The sequence below is a fragment of the Massilia varians genome (assembly GCF_027923905.1).
GTDB classification, from domain to species: Bacteria; Pseudomonadota; Gammaproteobacteria; order Burkholderiales; family Burkholderiaceae_D; genus Telluria; species Telluria varians_B.
In genome coordinates, this window is the sequence record NZ_AP026966.1 from 5,360,114 (window position 1) to 5,379,562 (window position 19,449).

The following is a 19,449-nucleotide window of genomic DNA, read 5'->3' on the forward strand; positions in this document are numbered from 1 at the left end:
TGTCATACATTGACGCTTGCACTACGACAGAGAGGTCTGCTTGATTTCATTTGGGTCTACCCAAGCAAGCTCAACGAGCGCGATGAATCTGCTTGTACGTATGTCCAATGCTTTTGACAACGCAAACAATGTAGAGAGGGAAGGCTGTTTTTGCGCTAGTTCTAGCGCAGAGATATGTTTCCGTTGGAGGCCAGCCCGGAAACCCAGCTCTTCTTGGGTGAGTTGACGCTCAGACCGCAGTTGCCGCAGCACTGCAGCAAACGCCAGAACAGGTGATTTTTCCAAAAATTGTCCTCATGATCATGACGCAATTTTGGTCATCATGTATCATTCGGTCTTCCCCCTACAGGGGGCACGGACTAAGTTCGTGGCCTTGGCATGCACACACTGCCTACAAAATCAGCAATTTTACGGGGTAAGAACGTATGTTTCATGTGAATGCATCGTGGGAAAATCATTCTGATCGGGATGCAATACGAGCACTAATGAAACAACCTGGACTATTGCGATTTCCGATAGTCGAGCTTCCATTAAATATACAGCTGTTTCATGTAGCTCTTCCCTTCCAAAGACACGAACAGCCGGGATACTGGCGCCGCTATATATGCTGGAATCTGTCGAATGCAGTGCAGTTATTGAAAGGCGATGAGAGCGGAAACGCGAAATTAACTTGCCAATCACCGCGAAAGGATTCGGGATACGATTTGCGAGAAGTGAGTGAAGTTGGCTTAGTTATTGATGCTGAAGGCTTAGAAGTTTATTTTTGCAGATTTTCCGATGGTAGTGCAGTCATCGATAACCTCCAAGTTGCTTCCCTTAGGATTCCGGCCAAGGCTCAAATTATTTGGAGCACGACTTTGCCACCACCAGACGAACTAAAGACTAGCCCGTGATGACCCACTAAATTTTCAGAATCTCCCCAAAATTGTATCCTAATTTATATCCTTATTAGATTCACAACATATTTTAGGGGCTAAGGTTGCGCCGTACTAATTCCTGGAGGTTCCTTATTGATCCATAAAATATGAGCGATAAGCTTACGTGTCAAGACCCGGCTGGTTATACACGCGCTTCCTGAACAATTCAGGGCGTTTTTCATGCCATTCCTTGAGCGCCTGAACGGGTGTTTTGTGTTGGAGCGCGCGTTGCGGAATGCTGTGGTTGTAGATCTTGACGTAATTGCGCAGCGTCGATTCCAGTTCGGCAGCTGAACCAAAACGGGTCTGGTTGACGATGTCGCTGATACGACCGTTGAAGCGCTCCACCATGCCGTTGGTCTGCGGATGACGAGGCGGGATGAGCCGGTGTTCGATGCCGAGCTGCTTGCACAGGCGGTCGAACACGTGTGTGCCGCTGGGTTCCTTCTTCTTGCCGCCAGCCGTGAAGCGGTCGGTGAACTGGCTGCCGTTGTCGGTCAGAAGCTTGACGATCTTGACGGGACAGGCTTGCTGGACTTTGTTGAGGAAGTCGCCACTGCTGCCATCGGTCTGGTCGGCATAGAGCTCGATGAAGACCCAGCGCGTAGCACGGTCGATGGCAACGAAGAGATAGCGCCTTGCCGTCTCGTCGGGCATCTGCGGCAGGTACTTGATGTCGATGTGCACAAAGCCCGGCTCGTAGTCCTTGAAGGTCTTTTTCGTGGCGGGCGCAGTGCCTTCCTGCTCGACCAGGTTACGTAGATCCGAGACACCGTGGCGGCGCAGGCAACGTCCCAGGCCGGCACGCGAGACGGCTGGATTGATGAACTCGCGCGTGACCGCCAGCAGGTCGTCCGTGGGCAGCAGCAACGTCTTGCGCAGCTCCACCACGATGAGCTCCTGCTCGGGCGTGAGCGTCGTGTACATCTTGTTCGGCGCATGCGACTTGTCTTCAGGAGACTCGCGGTTTTGCCACTTTCGGATGGTTTGGCGGGTGACGTTGTACATCCTGGCCAGTTCGGCCTGCGGGAGCGTCGAGTTCCTGATTTCCTCACGGATCAGGTGGGTAGTACGGGCTTGGCTGTGCAGTGCCTGGGTCATCGAGTTGCCAGTGAAGAGTCGGATTGGAACAGTGTACGCAAAACGTGTCTGGCCTTGAAGAGCGGCCAGCTACGCATGGGTACATGATCCCACGAGTCCAGACACTTACGGTCAATACCAATTCGAGCCAAAGTTGACTTGATGACGAGACCAAGGATAATCTTTTATTAACTAGCACACATTGCCGTAAAAGTATGTGGAATTTTCTTGCGACTTCGACTCTGAGAACATTATTGAGCTGTTAGCTAGGCGCTTAATAGCTCAGCGCGCAAAGGACGGCTTGATTGACAGGACGGCAGGCCATCCATGCATCTTCGTTGGCAATCAACATTAAAATAGGCTGTTGAAATTAACAACAGAAAAGGAAAGGAGTTCGCATGCCGGACCGCAGAAAAGCAAGATTCGACGTGGATCACATTACAGCTCCAGCATTAAAGCTCATGAAGGCGGCAGTACTACATGCAAATGAACATAGGGAGGTTCAACGCCATACTATGTCAACTGAAAAATTATGCCAACTTGCTGGACTGCCCACTTTAAACAATCTTGAGCTACGCCTGCTTTTGAACGAGGCCCGGAAAGTTTTAGGTGATACGGAAGATGCAAGTTGGCCAGTGTTCCGGGATATTTGGATGCATACGCAGCATGTATCCTTCGAGATTTGCGACCTTACATTTAATGAGTCGTTGCTAAAGAAACTCTCAATGCAACCAAACTGATCTTCTCAGCCCTAACAAATCTTGTTTAGAGCGGAAGCAATGCAGCAATTAGCTCAGGATTCTTTAGACGGAAGCGTCCAAGCTTTATCCCGAGGACGCCCCTAATTATTTCCGGTAGTAGGTCAAACGCATTATTGGCCGTTTAGCCCTTCAAATTGCTGCCGCCTGCAAGCTTAATGCGACGCATATAACTCTAACCTGAGGCTCGATGAAAACTCAATGATGCCATCTAAGGATTGAGTTTGGTAGGCGACTTAGAGCTCCTAACAAAACTTTCGACATACTGCCAACAGATGAGCGAGCAGGCAAGCGACAAGAACGCTTGGTGTATGTCTGCTCGCCGCTCATGCCGGATGCGTAATCTGCGGAAGCGGTGTAGCCAACCCAAGATTCGCTCAACGACCCAACGCCACCGTCCAAGCCTTTCGCGCGGCTCGACGCCGGAGCGCGTGATACGAGCCGCGATGCCCCGACTTCGCAGCTAAGCCCGATGGGCTCTCGAAGCGTACGCTTGACCGGCATGCAGCTTTACGTGGACGTTTGCGGGCACGGCCTGCCAGCCCCTTAACTGCCGGGATTAGCTCTACCAACCGGATGAGGAAACGAGAGTGCTGCACCTGCGCGCCCGAGATCTGGGCCACTTGGGAAGCCCATGCTCATCCACCAGCAAATGGTGTTTGCAGCCGAGTTTGCCGCGATCGGTTGGGTTTCGGCCCGTGTCCTCGCTTCCAGCAAGTGCCGGTACGCTTACAGCGTCAACGCAAACTCGATCCCACATGATCTTGTCGTGCTCTCGGAGCCGTCGAAGAATCGCCTCGTGGATACGCTGCCAAACGCCGGCTAGCATCTATTCGTGAGGGCGACGCCAGCATGTCATGCCGCTGCCGCAGCCGAGTTCGCGCGCAGGTACTCCCACGGTATTCCAATCAAGGCCACGCGATCATCGATCCGCGGGCGGCTGCCTTCGGCGATGGGCGATGGGTTGGAAGATGAGCTGCTATAAAGGACCGCAGGTCTTCGGGAAGAAGTGCGCGGGCCATGGTGTCAGTCCATCTATGAACACGGACGCCATGTTAGTGCTCTGACTGAGCCTGCGTACGTCCGCTATCGACCCAAAGCGGACATTGCCTCTGCCGGAGTCAGTTCTTTAGGAATCGGGTTTCGGGCTGTCTGGCCTAACCGATCCGTCATCGAAATCCATTGTGTCTGGATCAGGGTCGGATGCCAGCGGTGTTCCCATAAACTTCAGCCACGCGAAACCTACTAGCCCGGCCGTGAGGGACGCTAGCAGGATTGCCATCTTTGAGGAAGTGATCACGCCGGCTTCTCCGGTATAAGCCAGGTTGGTGATAAAAATCGACATCGTGAAGCCGATGCCGCCAAGCAGGCCTGCGCCCAGCACATGACGCCACGCGAGGTCGAGCGGCAGGCGGCAGATGCCGAGCGAGACGGCGGCGAAGCTGAAGAGCAGGATGCCGATTGGCTTGCCGACGATCAGTCCAAGCAGGATGCCGAGGCTGTTGGCCGACAAGAGTTCTTCAGCCCAGCCTGCGCCGACGACAATCCCCGTATTTGCCAAGGCGAACACGGGCAGAATAAGGAAGGCGACTGGCGTGTGCAACGCATTCTCCAGGCGATGCGAGGGAGACTCGGCATCATCTTGCTTAGCCGAGTAAGGAATGGCAAAGGCTAGCAGCACCCCAGCGACAGTCGCGTGTACGCCGGACTTGAGCATCAAGAACCACATCAGCGCGCCACCCAGCAGGTATGGCACGAGCGCCATGATGCGTAGCACGCGGTTCATCAGGATCAGGATCGCAAAGACACCAAGTGCGGCCAGCAGGTAGAGGAAGGAAAACTCTGCCGTGTAGAACACGGCGATAACGATAATCGCGCCAAGATCGTCCATAACGGCGAGCGCGGTCAGAAAAATCTTGAGGGAAGCCGGTACCCCGCTGCCGAGCAGGCTCAGCACTCCTAGTGCGAATGCAATGTCGGTCGCCATCGGGATGCCGATGCCTGCCTGGGTAATTGTCCCACCATTGAACATGAAGTGGATGAGCGCCGGAATGGTGAGGCCACCTACAGCGGCCATGATCGGCAGCATGGCATTCCTGATGTCGGACAGTTCGCCGTTATACAGTTCGCGTTCAAGCTCCAGGCCGATGAGCAGAAAGAAAATCGCCATCAGCGCATCGTTCACCCAGTGCTCGATGCTCAGGCCCCCAACATACTGGTGCCAGAATCCAAGATAGCCCTTCCCCCACGGGGAATTGGCGATGATCAGCGAAGCCAGTGTGCAGAGGATCAGGAGGACTGCCCCCGCCTTGCCGGAATGGGCAAACTGCTTGAACGTGGCCGATAGTCGCTTTTCAACACGCATTTTTCTTCTCCGCCTTTGTTTGTGTGGTTTTACGGCTTGGCTGGCGATATTAGCCTACTGGAAGTAGTCAACGCACACTCTTGGATGTCTGCTTTTGGCCGACAGCAGCCTTGGTTCTGAAACTAAGGATTACGATGCAAACTTGTACCGCTAAGCTCATCGTACATGTGGTTAACGGTTGACGCTTCACGACACTGAATGTCCGCAATTTGCTTGAACTCGCGCTCTACATAAACGCCTGCACGGTTTGCGCCGCCGTCTACTCCGAATGCTCCGTGCGCATGGTGGACGACATAAGTAAATTTCCCAACCTGGAATTTCAGTGAAGTTTCCATACCCTTAGCCCACATGTTTTCCTCGTACGCGAATCGCGCTGTTACAGTGGCTGGCGAACTTTCATACACAAGTTCAGGCTTCTGACCAAACGAACCGAACCTATATGTCAGTGCGCCGGTTGCTGTACTGAAGTTTCCAGATGCGCAGACCGACGCGATCTTCGTCTTGGCTTCGCAAGCGAACACCGTGCGTTCGTTTCGCAGACAAAGGGACCTGCTCGGAGCGGCCTGAGTGAGGTGTACTGTCAATAACGGACACGCTCGTCTTAAGCCGCCTGCGGCTGTTCGCTGAAGGATTCGGCGAACAACGCTGGCGGAACAAAGCCGATGCGGGAATGGCGCCGCTGTCGGTTGTAGAAAATTTCAATGTATTCCTGAATCGAGGCCTTTGCCTCAGCACGGGTGGCATAGCGGCGATGATGAACAAGCTCATTCTTCAGCGTGCCCCAGAAGCTCTCCATCGGCGCGTTGTCATAGCAGTTCCCGCGGCGCGACATCGACGCGCGCATGCCGAACTGCGCCACCAGCTCCTGGTAGGCATGGGCGCAGTATTGGCTTCCACGGTCCGAATGATGGATCAGCCCTGGCGCCGGCCGCTTGTGGCTCACGGCGCGCCACAAGGCCTGCGTCGTCAGCTCCTGCGTCATGCGCTCGCCCATCGCGTAGCCGACGATCTCGCAGGTAAAAACGTCCTTTACGCCGGCAAGATACAGCCAGCCTTCGGCAGTGGAGATATAGGTGATGTCGGTCACCCACACTTCGTCAGGCCTGTTCGGCGCGAACCGCTGTTCCAGCAAGTTCTCAGCGATGGGAAGGTTGTGATTCGAGTTTGTCGTTGCGATGAATTTGCGCCGTTGTTTGCAGCGCAGATTGAGCTCCTGGCGAAGTCGGCGCACACGGTCGCGACCAACTTCATGACCCTGTGCAGCAAGCTCGTGCTTTATCCGAGGCACCCCGTAGGTCTCTCGGGTTTGCCGATGCACTGCCGTAATCAGGATTTTCAACCGAGCGTCTTCCTGCTCGCGTGTCGATGGCTTGGCCTGCAGCGAGTTGTAGTAGCCGCTGCGCGAGACGTCCAATACCTGGCACATCAGCTTCACAGGATAGCCAGGGAAATCGAGTCGCATTGTCTTTATCCACGCGTACTTGGCAGCGACTCCTGCGCAAAGTACGCCGCCGCTTTTTTTACGATGTCCCGCTCCATCTCTGCCTGGGCTAGCTGCTTGCGCAGCTTCGCGTTCTCCGCTTCCAGCTCGGCCACAGAGCGGCTTCCAGGGGCTGCTGTTGCGGCCGGCCCGCGTTTGGCGGCTGCTACCCAATTGGCCAGCGTCCCTTTTGGGATACTTACTCGTGCTGCTGCCTGCTCAATGGACAAACCCTGCGCCAGCACCAGCTTCACGGCTTCTTCCTTGAGTTCCGGGGTGTACGTCTTCTTCAATGTCTTCATAAAGGCTCCTGTTGGTGAACTTTACCAAACAAGAGTGTCCGAAAAAATCAGCGTACCTCAGAGACTGCACGCAGACGGTCAGAAGGAAACCCAAAAAAATTTTCTGCCGTATTGGCAAAGTGCTACGGGATTGAACCATCTTCACGATGCGTTTGCTTTCAAAAGTCTGCTTTTGGCCGATAGCAGAATTAGGAAGAATGCCTATCTATTAACAAAGTCGCAATTTACGGTGCAGTTGCATTGATCTATGTCATGGTTAGAACACATGGGTTCTCTACAATGCACTGATGACTACTCAGCTCGAACCAAACCTTTACCGCAACGCCAAGTTGCTCGTTGCGGCTGTCCAGTTAAGGAAAACGCATGGGCTGCTGTACGCCATGCGGTTTCTTGAGGACCGTGGCTTTGCCAACGTCGTCATTTGGGAGGTACTCAATCTCATCCCGCCTGGGACAACTAGAGAACCTCCACAGTCGTAAAGTAGGTGCAGAACTGCGTTGGTCTACTAGTGGAAGCGGGGTGCACGCTTGCTGTTAGATGCGGAAGTCATCCATCGACTTTCCGCTAGCGAGCCCTTCTGCAATCCACTTCGGCTGGCGCCCACGACCAGTCCAGGTCTGGCTATTGTCCCCAGGGTTTTGATAGCGTACCTGAACCTTCTGCCCCTTGCTGCTCTTCGATTTCTTGCCACTTGTAGCAAGCAGCTCCTCGACCGAGACCCCTGCCTCCTGAGCGATCGCTAGGATTTGCTCCCGTGCTTTCTGCAAGTCCTGGTGCTGGCGGTTCTTGATTTCCGCTTCAATGTCATGCTGCAGGCCCTTCAGTTCGCTCAGGTTGTAGCCCGACAGATCGATGTTTGCCATTGATGATATCCCTTCAATTAGTTGAATGTGTTGCACACTGCTCCGATTCTACTATGCACCATGGATAGCTCGACTGCGATTGAACCTCTTCTTCTAGCTGCGGACCAAAATTAGGCCTTGCTCACTGAGGAGGTTAACATGAACACAAGTAGCGATATCGGTAGCCGGCGTATTCCATGGAACAAAGGACGTCTGGTCGGTCAGAAGTTCCCTTTGAAGTTAAAGGAAATCTGGGCGATAAGGATCCGACTGCAGATTGCGGGACACTCAAGAGATCTAGCACTTTTCAATCTAGCGATTGATCGCAAGCTGCGCGGTTGCGACCTGGTCAGTCTGAAAGTGAAAGACGTTGCTCAAGGCAGCAGCATATTCCATCGTGGGATTGTTATGCAACGGAAGACCCACCGTCCCGTTCAGTTCGAAATTACCGAGCAGACTCGCCAGTCAGTTCAAGGCTGGATTGCAGCTGGTGAGCTTACATCGAACCAGTATTTATTTCCTAGTAGGGCGAAAAACTCGCATCATCTCTCGACTCGTCAGTATGCACGCACTGTCGCCAGGTGGGTGCGATCCATCGGCTTGGATCCAAACGGCTTATGGAACTCATACAATGCGGCGGACGAAGGCGACATTGATCTACCGTGTACGAAAAATCTTCGTGCTGTACAGCGGCTCCTCGGCCATACTAAGCTAGAGAGCACAGTGCGGTATCTCGGCATTGAGGTCGATGACGCACTCGAGATCGCGGAGCAGACTGAAGTCTGACGTATAAGACAGGATTTGTTTTCTGAGCATAGCTCGTAAGTGACCCGTGGACAGGGCCGCTTACGGCCAGGAGCGGACGGCCGCTCAATAAGCCGTTACACTAAATTTTTATCAGCAAGAAACCACAAAATGAACGTTCCTTTTTCAGGCGGGTGTGCATGCGGATCGATCCGCTACACAGGTGCGCGAGAGCCCATTGCCATGATCAACTGCCATTGCAGCGATTGTCAGCTCTCAAGTGGCGCTCCTTTCGCGTCGGGTATCGTCATCATGACTGCCGATCTTCAGGTCAGCGGTACACCGAAGACCTACGCTGTGCGGGCAAGCAGTGGTGGACTCGCAACCCGCAGTTTTTGCCCCGACTGTGGCACTCCTCTGTTTACGAGCAGCGCAGCGAATCCACAATTCACATCGGTTCGATTTCCCTCGCTGGACGATGCTGCCGGCTTCAAACCCATGCTCGACATCTACACCGCAAGTGCGCAGCAATGGGTTTGCCTTGATCCGACAATTCCTCATTTTCCACAGTCGCCCCAATAGTCAAAAAAGCACTGATTTCCTGCCGAGTTCCGAAGGAACAGTCCAAGTCCGCATGGCCGGTTTCAACCCCGTTCGCTAAGGTCCGCTTCGGGTCGACTGCGGCCGGTGTGCCCGACAGTCGACCATAACGCTAGACGCAGCGGCAACGAGCCATTCAGGCTTCCGTTTGCTCCGCAATCTCAAGGGCGTCGTCCACTTCGATTCCGAGGTACCGCACGGTGCTCTCGAGCTTCGTATGTCCAAGGAGCAACTGTACAGCCCGCAGATTTTTTGTTCGCCGGTAGATGAGCGTTGCTTTAGTTCGCCGCATCGAGTGAGTCCCATATGCTGTAGCATCGAGTCCGATCGACTGAACCCAGCGCGTGACTATGCGAGCGTACTGACGTGTCGACAGGTGCGGAGAGTCGGCAACACGGCTCGGGAACAAGTACTGAGTTCCTGCGAGTTTGCGGCGGTCGATCCAGGCAAGCACCGACTGCCGGGTCTGCTCTGTAATTTCGAACTGAACGGGCCTGCTGGTCTTACGCTGCATGATAATCGCGCGGTGGAAGATACTTCGTCCTTGCGCGATATCCTTGACGCGAAGGCTCACAAGGTCGCAGCCGCGGAGCTTACTGTCGATCGCGAGGTTAAACAGGGCGAGGTCTCGCACCTGTGCGGATAGCTGCAAACGTATCCGAATTGTGTAGTGGTCAAGTAATTTCGGACACGACGATAGGTTCTTTCGCTGCCATTGTGCGTTCATAGACGCTGGGCGGCAAATTGCCCAAAACTGAATGCAGGCGCTCGCAGTTGTAGAAGCCGGCGATGTAGTTGGCCACGTCAAGCTTCGCTTCCGCGTGGTTGGCGTAATTGCGCTGCCAGACACGTTCCATCTTCAGGTTCAGGAAGAAGCGTTCAGCGACGGCGTTATCCCAGCAGTTTCCCTTGCGGCTCATGCTGCAGACAAAGCCATGTTCGGTCAACATGGCCTGGTACTGGTCGCTCGCATACTGGCTGCCACGGTCGGAATGGACGATCAGCCCCGCAGGCGGGCGGCGCGCCTGGATCGCCATGCGCAGGGCATCACAGACCAAAGTCGCTGGCATGCTCGGTGCCATCGCCCAGCCCACGACTCTGCGCGAGAACAGGTCGAGCACGACAGCCAAATACAGCCAGCCGGCGCCAGTGCGGATGTACGTGATATCCGAGGCGTAAGCCAGATTTGGCGCTGCCGGGTTGAACTGCCTGGCAAGCACGTTCGGAGCAACCGGCAGGGCATGCTTGCTGTCGGTCGTGTGCACGAACTTGCGCTTCCAGACTGGCTTCAGGCTAGCCTGCTGCATCAGCCGACGCACCTTGTAACGCCCGATCTGGAGGCCGCTATTAGCCAGCGCCGTGACCAGGCGGCGGCTGCCGTAACTCTGGCCGCTGCTCATGAACGCGGTTCGCAGGTGCACGCTCGCTTTGCAAAAAATTGGCTTGGCGGCACGGTGCTTGGCTTCGTAAAACCCGGCCCGGCTCACGCCGAGAAGGCGACAGGTTTGTGTCACAGGGATGGCCTTCATTTGCAGCTCGTCGATGAGCCGGTAGCTCACTTGAGCTCGCGGGCAAAGAAGGCCGATGCTTTTTTTAAGACGTCCACATCACTACGAAGCTGACGGTTTTCCTGCTCGAGCTGACGAATACGCTGCTGCTCAGCCGTCAACGGTTTGCCAATCCCTGGCTGGCCCTGTTGCTCGGCCTCATATTGCTTCATCCAGCGACGGATCGCGGTCACGCCGATATCCATTGTCTGGCTGACGTGAGAAATGCTGAGCCCTTGTTCCGTGATCATGCGGACGACCTCGAGCTTGAGGCTGGGGTCAAAATTGCGGCGTTGCCTGGTCATGTAAACTCCTTCGAAGGTGAATTATCCACCTATCGAGGTGTCCGGGGACATTAGACCACTACATTGCCCAAATTTCGCGCAACTTCAAAGGAAGCTTCTGGCCTACAAGGCGCCCTTTGTTCCAAGGCGCATCAGTCGTCGGTTTGCTAGTGATCGAATTCATGGAACCTCCGTGGTTGAGGAGCCCTATTCTGGTCACCCAATGGCACTTATCCAGTATCACAGCTTTTTCTTGCCCGCAAAGCAATGGAAGCCGTACACTGAGCTTTACTGCTCGGGGTGCCCTTCGGCCAGACCCGGTCGCGTCAGGGCCTCGAAACAAAAGCTGAGGATTGGAGATTGTATGGATTGTGCATGCGGTTGCGGGGATAGGCCTGTTAAGGGCGTCTTTCTGCCAGGGCATGACCAGAGACTCAGAGCTGACCTCGAACGGCGAGTTGGAGGGCTAATCCAGCTACGAATGTTGGTGGAAGCAGCAGAGTATTTCGTCGCCGGCGACGTGGGAATTCTCAGTTCAATGGCATGGTTAAAGACTTGTTCCAGAAACCAGGTGAAACCCGCTGACGGCTTCGCCAATGCTGTCCTTTGTCTGCGACAGGCAGGAGTCGGCCAGGAGCGGACATTCCGGTTTGCAAGATAGTGCCCGCCACCATTCGCAGAAAGAGATAATTCAGAAATGAATCCGTCGAGTATCTTACTGGTCGCCACTCTGAGTCTGATGGTATCCGCCTGGTCTGACGGCGGTCTGCACAGCAACGAGGCAGCTATTCCAATGAGCGACTTCGAGACGCTTACGATAAAGCGATCAGGCTGTCTTTTCGACTGCCCTGCGTTTGACGTCAGCATTCGATCAGACGGCTTGGTACGTCATTCCGGTCCACATTTCGACAACACAGGCGGCCCTATTGAATCTCGCGCGGATCAGAATGGATTGGCACAGATAGCGATGGCCCTGCGCGTCGCTCGCATCGACGAGATGCGCGACAGCTACCAGAGCAAAGCCGACGGTTGTGTCAACTTGTTTAGCGACATGCCGACGATCTATCTTTGGGTGAGCCGGGAGCAAGGAAATCGGAACAAGAGCGTATTTTTTAATGCCGGCTGCGTTGGTCCTGCTGTTCCGGCAGAGCGCCTTGATGCACTGATCAAGACCGTCGACCAAGTCGCAGGGTCAGGCGTCCTGCTTGAACAGCGAAAGCGAGCCAGACCGTTGGACGGCACTTCGGGTTAACATCGGGACGATAGAGTCGATAGCATCGTCCGCTTCAGGTCGAATCCGGTCCTTCGTGACAGTCTGCGATTTTTCGGCCATCGCCGCCTGATATGCTGAGCTAGCGGCCGGCTTCGGCCAGAAGCGGACTTTGCCATTCAATGCTTACTGCTGCGGCCAACAGAAAACCGCATGCATCCTACTTTTTCCTGAAAATAAGGCATGCGTTCTACGGTGAAGTGGAATGAAATTTTTTTGGCCGTAGCTTCACCATTCCTGACCTAAGATAACGCCGTAGTAGATGTTCTGTGATGTCGGTCTACTTAGTTTCTACGTGTACATAAGTGGTAATCTGAGAGTTATAGTTGTTCCTTTGCCTAGTCCCTCACTGGACGCATATACGGTTCCATTATGCAACTCGATCAGTTTCTTAACCAAATAGAGACCTATTCCTAGCCCAGCAGTAGTATTTTTTGTACCCGTATCGATTTGGGCGTACAAGTCGAAGATTTTTTTTAGATCTACTGAGGACATTCCAATACCGCTATCGCTCACGCAAATAACAGCGTGCCCATCTCGATCTTCCTTTAGACGAATATCAATATCGCCCCCAGGAGGGGTAAATTTGCAGGCATTCGACAGAAGGTTAACGATGACTTGCGTGAGCCGTACACCGTCACCGTGGACGCAAATCTCTTTATCCGGAAGTCCGAAAGTCAAGCGATGCTTCTTTTGAGACATCGCGGCCTCGCACATGTCAATGGCAGAAGACACTATATCGTTTATAGCGATCTTGGCCCGACGCAGCTCAAGCTCGCCTGTTTGAATACGCCTAAGATCATATACATCATCCACCAAACGCGTAATGTGCATCAGCTGGCGCGACATAATTCGTTCCGTCTTTTGGAATCCTGGAAATTCGGTTTTTCTTTGCAGTAGCTGCAGTCCTGCTTTTAAAGGACTTATACAGTTGCGCAATTCATGCGCTAACGAGAATAGAAATGAGGAGTTACGATCGTTGCATAACTGCAATTCTCTCAGCGTGTGTTGTAGTGCCTGCTCAAATGCGACTTCCTCACTTACATCAAGTATGGTGCCCATCATAGTCCGAGAACCGGGTGCATTTTCGAGTGCTCTACCAGCGCATTTGACCCAAATGTAAGTGTTGTCGGATGGATTCAGAACTCTACCGTTAAACGTGAATTGCTCTTCATTTCTTTTGAAGAAGGCATGACTTGCATCAGAAAACGCTTGCCAGTCGTCAGAGTGAATACGCTCTCTAAAAAAAGATATTGCAGAAGTGGCATACAGCTCGTTTCGGTCAGCGTAAAAGATCTCGCATGCACGTTGATTTTCTAAGAAGAGTTTGTCAGACTCTTCGTCCCAGCTCCAGCTTCCCAGACGTGCCGTGGCTAGAACGTGTTCAAGTCGACATGTTTGTCCACGTAGCTCTTCCAGTAATGTTTGAGTTTCGGTGACGTCAATCACGGTACTATGGAGACCACAAACTTTTCCTGTCATATCGCATTTGGCCTCACCGCGCACTTCAAGCCATCCTTTTTTGCCATCAACTCTGCGGTATTCGAGCTCGAGTACATACGGTGTGCCGTTCGACACTGCAGCGTTGACAGCCTCCTGCAGGCTACACCAGCTTGCTGGTGAATATAGCTTTGCATGATCTGAATATGATGGAGGCAATCGGTTGGGGTCAAGCCCAAATAACCTGTACAGTCCGGAAGACCAAGTGGTAATATCTGGCTCTATTTCCCACTCCCAACTTCCCATTCTGCCAAGCGCCTGGGCCGACTCTAGTGCCTCTTCTTTCTTTCTGAGTACAGAAATTATGTGCTGGTTGAAACCAATCTCAGCTTGTAGCGTTGCCTCGACCTGCTTAAGGATGCCGACCTCGGACACTTCAGCGATAAATCCGACGACAGTACCGTCGATGATGTCGGGATGATAACGCGCTAGGCTGTGACGTTTGATTCCGTCTGGGCCAGGAATCAGCCGCTCGAAGACCTGGGGATGTCCATCCAGCACAGCTCGTACATAGGGTGCGTTAAGCTCGAAAATTTCCGGCCCAAGCAGTTCTTGAAGTGTTCGTCCCAGCAACTGTTCGCCAGGTATCCCGAACCAGATTCGATAAGCATGGTTTGCGTAGCGGCAACGGAGGTTTGTGTCCCAATACGCCATCATCGAGGTCGCATGCTCGAGCACGCGTCCAGCGAAATCGTTTTCAGTGCCTAGGTTAGACATATGAATTCTTTGGTTCAAACGAGAATAAAATGATAACTCATGGTTAGCTATGTTAGTAACTTTTTGCTACTTCATCGTTACATTCGCTTCTTTTGTGACATCTGAGCCTCAACATCTATGCGGACAGGGTTGTTGCAGCAGAGGTTTACAGGACTTGTTACCAACTTCGTTAGGTAATTGAGATTCGAACTAACGCGTCCAAGTTGAAGTGCGGCAGTGATCGTGCCTCTCATTGTCGACAGTTGCAATGTGAGACCCTCGGGAAGTCCACCAGTCCAGCTACAAATTGCGATATGAAAACGGAAATCTTCCATTATTTTCTCTTGCCTTCATCACAAGTATTCTTCCAGTTGATAAAAAGACTCGTCAGGAACACTCGAGTGGTTCGACACTGAGCCGTTGAGCTCGAGAAGTAAGTTGACCTGATCGGAATCTTGTAGCCAGCTGGATAGTTAGTCTTCATGTTATTTTTGTACATGGAGGCTAGATGAAGAAACGTTTTACCGAAGAGCAGATCATTGGGATCTTGCGGCAGGCTGAGGCCGATGGCGTGGTCATCCGGGATCTCTGCAGGAAGCACAACATCACTGAGCAGACCTTTTTCCGGTGGCGGAACAAGTACAACGGGATGACAGTGCCGGAAGCGCGCCGGTTGAAAGACCTGGAGGCCGAGAACGCCAAGTTGAAGAAGCTGCTGGCAGAGCAGTTGTTGGCGATCGAAGGATTGAAGGAGATCGCCGGAAAAAAATGGTAACCCCGGCAGCCAGGAGGCAAGCGCTCGAGATCCTGAAAAGCAAAGGTCTATCCGAACGCGCTGCCTGCCGATTTGCCGGGGTAAGTCGGCGCGTGGCGAATTACGAGCTCAAGCAGCCGACGAAAGACCAAGCGCTGGGATCGCAGTTGATCGAGGCTTCAAGCCGCTATCCTCGGTTTGGCTATCGACGCATCGCCGTGATGACGGGCACGAAGGTGAGCCGTGTATGGCGATTGTGGAGCAAGCTGGGTTTGAATCTGCCGAAGCGCCGGCCGAGGAAACGCCGCTGCGGCAACGACATACGCATTCCAGGTTCGACTGCACCCAACGGCGTGTGGACGTATGACTTTGTGCATGACCAACTGGCCAACGGCGGCCCTCTTAAGATGCTGTGCGTTTTGGACGAGAACACGCGCGAGTGCCTGGCTATCGAAGTCGGCAAATCACTGCGCAGCCAGGACGTTATCCTGACGCTGTCCAGGCTGATGCGCATCTATGGCAAGCCGGCCTTTATCCGCTCGGACAACGGTGCCGAATTTACTGCCACGGCTGTCATGAAATGGCTGCGTGACCAGAACATCGGACCGGCTTACATCAAGCCAGGCAGCCCATGGCAAAACGGCTTCGTCGAAAGCTTCAACGGCAAGCTACGTGACGAATGCCTAAACCGGGAATGGTTTGTAAGCCGGCAGGAGGCCAAGCTGATCATTGAGAAATGGCGACACTTCTATAACAATGAGCGACCGCATTCTGCGCTTGGCAACCGAACGCCGGCTTCTGTCGGACGGGAACGGCGCCAGGAACAGGCGGCTTGATGTCGAAGACTAACTATCGCCGTGGCTACAAATTAGCCGATCAGGTCACTAGCGATATTGTCTGCCGTCTCGGCGGTGAAGAGTTAGTATTGCTATTACCTGAGTGCACTGCGGAGGCGGCCGCGAAGTGCGCTGAAAGTATTCGGCAAACATTGAATGAAATTGCAATAGCCCATCTTAATCAAAACCTTTCGGGCATATCAGCTTCGTTTGGTGTTGCATCATATCCGTTACACGCGATTCACGGTGAAGAGCTGCTGAAGGCCGCCGATCGCGCATTGTATGTTGCCAAAAATAACGGACGAAATCGGGTTGTCACAGCAGAGCCGTGCGACAGCCTTCAATTTGCAACAGCGCAAATCCCGATAGTAGCTAGTTGTCAAGACCCGGCTGGTTATACACGCGCTTCCTGAACAATTCAGGGCGTTTTTCATGCCATTCCTTGAGCGCCTGAACGGGTGTTTTGTGTTGGAGCGCGCGTTGCGGAATGCTGTGGTTGTAGATCTTGACGTAATTGCGCAGCGTCGATTCCAGTTCGGCAGCTGAACCAAAACGGGTCTGGTTGACGATGTCGCTGATACGACCGTTGAAGCGCTCCACCATGCCGTTGGTCTGCGGATGACGAGGCGGGATGAGCCGGTGTTCGATGCCGAGCTGCTTGCACAGGCGGTCGAACACGTGTGTGCCGCTGGGTTCCTTCTTCTTGCCGCCAGCCGTGAAGCGGTCGGTGAACTGGCTGCCGTTGTCGGTCAGAAGCTTGACGATCTTGACGGGACAGGCTTGCTGGACTTTGTTGAGGAAGTCGCCACTGCTGCCATCGGTCTGGTCGGCATAGAGCTCGATGAAGACCCAGCGCGTAGCACGGTCGATGGCAACGAAGAGATAGCGCCTTGCCGTCTCGTCGGGCATCTGCGGCAGGTACTTGATGTCGATGTGCACAAAGCCCGGCTCGTAGTCCTTGAAGGTCTTTTTCGTGGCGGGCGCAGTGCCTTCCTGCTCGACCAGGTTACGTAGATCCGAGACACCGTGGCGGCGCAGGCAACGTCCCAGGCCGGCACGCGAGACGGCTGGATTGATGAACTCGCGCGTGACCGCCAGCAGGTCGTCCGTGGGCAGCAGCAACGTCTTGCGCAGCTCCACCACGATGAGCTCCTGCTCGGGCGTGAGCGTCGTGTACATCTTGTTCGGCGCATGCGACTTGTCTTCAGGAGACTCGCGGTTTTGCCACTTTCGGATGGTTTGGCGGGTGACGTTGTACATCCTGGCCAGTTCGGCCTGCGGGAGCGTCGAGTTCCTGATTTCCTCACGGATCAGGTGGGTAGTACGGGCTTGGCTGTGCAGTGCCTGGGTCATCGAGTTGCCAGTGAAGAGTCGGATTGGAACAGTGTACGCAAAACGTGTCTGGCCTTGAAGAGCGGCCAGCTACGCATGGGTACATGATCCCACGAGTCCAGACATCTAGGCAGTACACACTGAGCGTTGCTTGTAGATCACAATCGAGCATTCGCTTACAGTAGGTATTCGACCATTTCGCATAGCTCCAATAACGAAGAGAGTGAGTTTTGTGAACTCGAGCGTTGCTTGCGGTCCAGCAACAATGCTTGCATTCCGAACGAGCGCGGTCCCTCGACATCGGCTGCGACAGTATCGCCAACCATTAAAACATTGCGGGGCGAGCAGTACAGTTGCTGGCAGGCATGCGCATAGATTGCCGGGTTAGGTTTGATTGCGCCTACATCAAAACTCCAGACATAAGCGTCAAATACCTGGGGGAGTGTTGACAAGACTGGTCCGGCATACTCTAGGGCGAGATTTGAGCAGAGTCCTAGTTTGTATCCGCGGTTTTTCAACTCATAGAGCGCGGGCAACGTGTCCGCAAATGGAAAGATAGATTCGACCTCAGCATGCAAATCACATCCGAGTTGCTTACGTTCGTCGTTTGTCAATCGAATTCCTAACAATTCGCCGGCTTCAAGCAAGCCGACAGGTTGAGTCATAATTATCTCCGCGTCCCTAGCACTAGGCTTTCTACCTTGGCTGGCACCGATTTGGATAAGTTGTCGAAAGGGTGCACGCTTATCAGAAATATTGACAAGGGTGCCGTAGACATCAAACAGAATGAATTTTATCGCGCTGCTGTCGAGTTTTTCCATTGTTCTAAGTGGTGAAGTTAAGCTTATAAAAAATTACAGCGAATTTAATTATGCCGTTGGTGGAGATCAATTGAGCGTGGAGATACAGCAAGTTACACGTAGATACGAAGTCCGTCAAATGGGAAATCTGTCGCAGGGATAAAGATGAGGTTGTTAATTTTGTCTGATCTTCATTTAGAGGTTTGGCGCGATCATGGGCCTCGAATCGATGTATCGATCAGTCGGCCTGATGTTGTTATCCTTGCCGGTGACATTCATACAAAGTTTCGTGCACCTTCCTGGGCTGCTCAAAACTTTTCTGGAATACCGATTGTTTACGTTGCTGGTAATCATGAATATTATGGAGAAGCAATTGAAAAAACAGGAGATGCGATCGCTCAAGAATGCATGCGCTACCCCAGTGTGCACTATCTTGACTGCGCGGAATACATTTATGACGACGTTCGCTTTTTAGGTGCAACTCTGTGGACTGACTTTGCCTTATTTAGTCCGGATCGCAAGTGGAGTGCAATGCTTGACGCCAAAGCAGCGATGAATGACTATCAACGGATCAAAGTGGCAACTGCTGGGTACAGGAAACTACATCCCCAAGATACTGCTCGCCTACACAGCGCACAACGGATTTGGCTTCAAGAAAAACTTGACGAGCCGTTTGCTGGGCATACAGTTGTCGTTACTCACATGGCCCCCTCAATGCGTTCGGTTGCTCCCAAATACGCAGCGGATCCAGTTTCGGCTGCATTCGCTTCGAACTTAGACGACTTGGTAGGGAGGGCTAACGTTTGGGTACATGGCCATACGCATAGTAGTTTCGATTATGAAGTGGAAGGATGTCGGGTCGTGGCTAATCCTCTCGGATATTTGATGCGAAATGGCGGTGCTGAGAACGAACAATTTTATCCAAATTTTATTGTTCAGCTAGAACGCTGAGCTGACAGCACGAGTGCGGATTTGCTTATTGATTTTTTTGTCTTCCTTATACCTCCACATAGGCAGCCGCTGTGGAAAGTACCTCCTTCACTCTACCATCGCGTAACGCTTCGAGGGGTGTCTCACCTAGGGAAGTAAATATGCTAGTGAAGAAATGGTATTTCAATGCAGCCGGCAACAATCCCAACGCTTTACACACCTTTTGGAGCATACGTCGATTTAGTGACGAATCACTGTAGAAGGCTGGGTAGTAGGCCTCGCCTAATGGCCCAATCACAGTGAAGAGACGACCAGTAGCTACGGCCTTTATGATAGTCACGCGCTTGACAGGCCACGCTGCCTGCAACTGTTCTAAGGAGATGTATTCGCCACGCTTAATACGCTCGACAAG

Annotated in this window: 17 protein-coding genes and 2 pseudogenes; 8 read left to right on the forward strand and 11 right to left on the reverse strand. The window is 53.2% G+C overall.

Annotated elements, in window-relative coordinates; translation table 11 throughout:
• Nucleotides 1-21: 21 nt before the first annotated feature.
• Nucleotides 22-252: a helix-turn-helix domain-containing protein gene (locus MasN3_RS24185; RefSeq protein ID WP_281914590.1), complete on the reverse strand. Its 231-nt coding sequence runs from the start codon at nt 250-252 to the stop codon at nt 22-24.
• Between the two features lie 233 nt (nt 253-485).
• Between MasN3_RS24185 and MasN3_RS24190 the strand changes: the two genes are divergently transcribed.
• Entirely contained in the window at nt 486-893 is a 408-nt protein-coding gene (locus MasN3_RS24190; protein WP_281910891.1) for a hypothetical protein, read from the forward strand.
• A 144-nt stretch (nt 894-1,037) separates the two neighbouring features.
• Here MasN3_RS24190 and MasN3_RS24195 read toward each other — a convergent pair whose 3' ends face one another.
• A complete protein-coding gene (locus MasN3_RS24195; protein ID WP_223723632.1) occupies nt 1,038-2,018 on the reverse strand; it encodes an IS481-like element ISKpn27 family transposase in 981 nt (326 codons plus the stop codon).
• 377 nt (nt 2,019-2,395) lie between these two features.
• On the opposite strand from MasN3_RS24195, the gene MasN3_RS24200 reads away from it, so the two are divergent.
• Nucleotides 2,396-2,737, forward strand: coding sequence for a hypothetical protein (locus MasN3_RS24200; protein ID WP_281910892.1), 342 nt, complete (start codon nt 2,396-2,398; stop codon nt 2,735-2,737).
• 229 nt (nt 2,738-2,966) lie between these two features.
• On the opposite strand, the pseudogene MasN3_RS24205 reads toward MasN3_RS24200, so the two are convergent.
• The 4 genes and pseudogenes from MasN3_RS24205 to MasN3_RS24220 form a co-directional block, all read right to left on the reverse strand.
• Nucleotides 2,967-3,777: pseudogene (locus MasN3_RS24205) on the reverse strand (IS5 family transposase).
• Nucleotides 3,778-3,884: 107 nt separating this feature from the next.
• On the reverse strand, nt 3,885-5,120 hold the full coding sequence (nhaA, locus tag MasN3_RS24210) for a Na+/H+ antiporter NhaA (protein ID WP_005664141.1): 1,236 nt from the start codon (nt 5,118-5,120) through the stop codon (nt 3,885-3,887).
• A gap of 601 nt (nt 5,121-5,721) precedes the next feature.
• Nucleotides 5,722-6,902, reverse strand: a protein-coding gene (locus tag MasN3_RS24215) for an IS3 family transposase (RefSeq protein WP_281907664.1) whose coding sequence is annotated in 2 segments (ribosomal slippage) — nt 5,722-6,635 and nt 6,635-6,902 — 1,182 coding nt in all. Because the reading frame shifts where the segments join, the coding sequence is not laid out codon by codon here.
• Nucleotides 6,903-7,435: 533 nt separating this feature from the next.
• Nucleotides 7,436-7,765, reverse strand: coding sequence for an H-NS histone family protein (locus MasN3_RS24220; protein ID WP_281910894.1), 330 nt, complete (start codon nt 7,763-7,765; stop codon nt 7,436-7,438).
• Nucleotides 7,766-7,903: 138 nt separating this feature from the next.
• Between MasN3_RS24220 and MasN3_RS24225 the strand changes: the two genes are divergently transcribed.
• On the forward strand, nt 7,904-8,530 hold the full coding sequence (locus tag MasN3_RS24225; RefSeq protein WP_281910895.1) for a tyrosine-type recombinase/integrase: 627 nt from the start codon (nt 7,904-7,906) through the stop codon (nt 8,528-8,530).
• Nucleotides 8,531-8,659: 129 nt separating this feature from the next.
• A complete protein-coding gene (locus MasN3_RS24230) occupies nt 8,660-9,070 on the forward strand; it encodes a GFA family protein (RefSeq protein ID WP_281910897.1) in 411 nt (136 codons plus the stop codon).
• Between the two features lie 154 nt (nt 9,071-9,224).
• On the opposite strand, the pseudogene MasN3_RS24235 reads toward MasN3_RS24230, so the two are convergent.
• Nucleotides 9,225-9,752 (reverse strand): annotated as a pseudogene (locus tag MasN3_RS24235) (tyrosine-type recombinase/integrase); the annotation flags it as partial.
• A gap of 10 nt (nt 9,753-9,762) precedes the next feature.
• Nucleotides 9,763-10,940 (reverse strand): IS3 family transposase gene (locus MasN3_RS24240; protein WP_370662286.1). Its coding sequence is split into 2 segments (ribosomal slippage): nt 9,763-10,673 and nt 10,673-10,940, totalling 1,179 coding nucleotides; the frame shifts between segments, so codons are not numbered across the junction.
• 772 nt (nt 10,941-11,712) lie between these two features.
• On the opposite strand from MasN3_RS24240, the gene MasN3_RS24245 reads away from it, so the two are divergent.
• The gene (locus tag MasN3_RS24245; protein WP_281910898.1) at nt 11,713-12,171 is read left to right on the forward strand and encodes a DUF6438 domain-containing protein; all 459 of its coding nucleotides are present in this window, start codon (nt 11,713-11,715) and stop codon (nt 12,169-12,171) included.
• A 309-nt stretch (nt 12,172-12,480) separates the two neighbouring features.
• Here the strand turns inward: MasN3_RS24245 and MasN3_RS24250 are convergent, their stop codons facing one another.
• The gene (locus MasN3_RS24250; protein ID WP_281910900.1) at nt 12,481-14,406 is read right to left on the reverse strand and encodes a sensor histidine kinase; all 1,926 of its coding nucleotides are present in this window, start codon (nt 14,404-14,406) and stop codon (nt 12,481-12,483) included.
• A 487-nt stretch (nt 14,407-14,893) separates the two neighbouring features.
• Here MasN3_RS24250 and MasN3_RS24255 point away from each other — a divergent pair.
• Together MasN3_RS24255 and MasN3_RS24260 are read left to right on the forward strand one after the other, a co-directional pair.
• A protein-coding gene (locus tag MasN3_RS24255) for an IS3 family transposase (protein ID WP_184240519.1) occupies nt 14,894-15,975 on the forward strand; the annotation gives its coding sequence in 2 pieces (ribosomal slippage) (nt 14,894-15,143 and nt 15,143-15,975; 1,083 coding nt in all).
• A complete protein-coding gene (locus MasN3_RS24260; RefSeq protein WP_281910903.1) occupies nt 15,975-16,388 on the forward strand; it encodes a GGDEF domain-containing protein in 414 nt (137 codons plus the stop codon). Before MasN3_RS24255 ends, MasN3_RS24260 begins: the two co-directional genes overlap by 1 nt.
• Here MasN3_RS24260 and MasN3_RS24265 read toward each other — a convergent pair.
• Together MasN3_RS24265 and MasN3_RS24270 are read right to left on the reverse strand one after the other, a co-directional pair.
• On the reverse strand, nt 16,348-17,328 hold the full coding sequence (locus tag MasN3_RS24265; protein WP_281907834.1) for an IS481-like element ISKpn27 family transposase: 981 nt from the start codon (nt 17,326-17,328) through the stop codon (nt 16,348-16,350). The two genes, MasN3_RS24260 and MasN3_RS24265, sit on opposite strands and share 41 nt — an antisense overlap.
• A 155-nt stretch (nt 17,329-17,483) precedes the next feature.
• A complete protein-coding gene (locus MasN3_RS24270) occupies nt 17,484-18,128 on the reverse strand; it encodes an HAD family hydrolase (protein WP_281910905.1) in 645 nt (214 codons plus the stop codon).
• A 144-nt stretch (nt 18,129-18,272) separates the two neighbouring features.
• Between MasN3_RS24270 and MasN3_RS24275 the strand changes: the two genes are divergently transcribed.
• A complete protein-coding gene (locus tag MasN3_RS24275; RefSeq protein ID WP_281910907.1) occupies nt 18,273-19,058 on the forward strand; it encodes a metallophosphoesterase in 786 nt (261 codons plus the stop codon).
• Nucleotides 19,059-19,449: the final 391 nt, after the last annotated feature.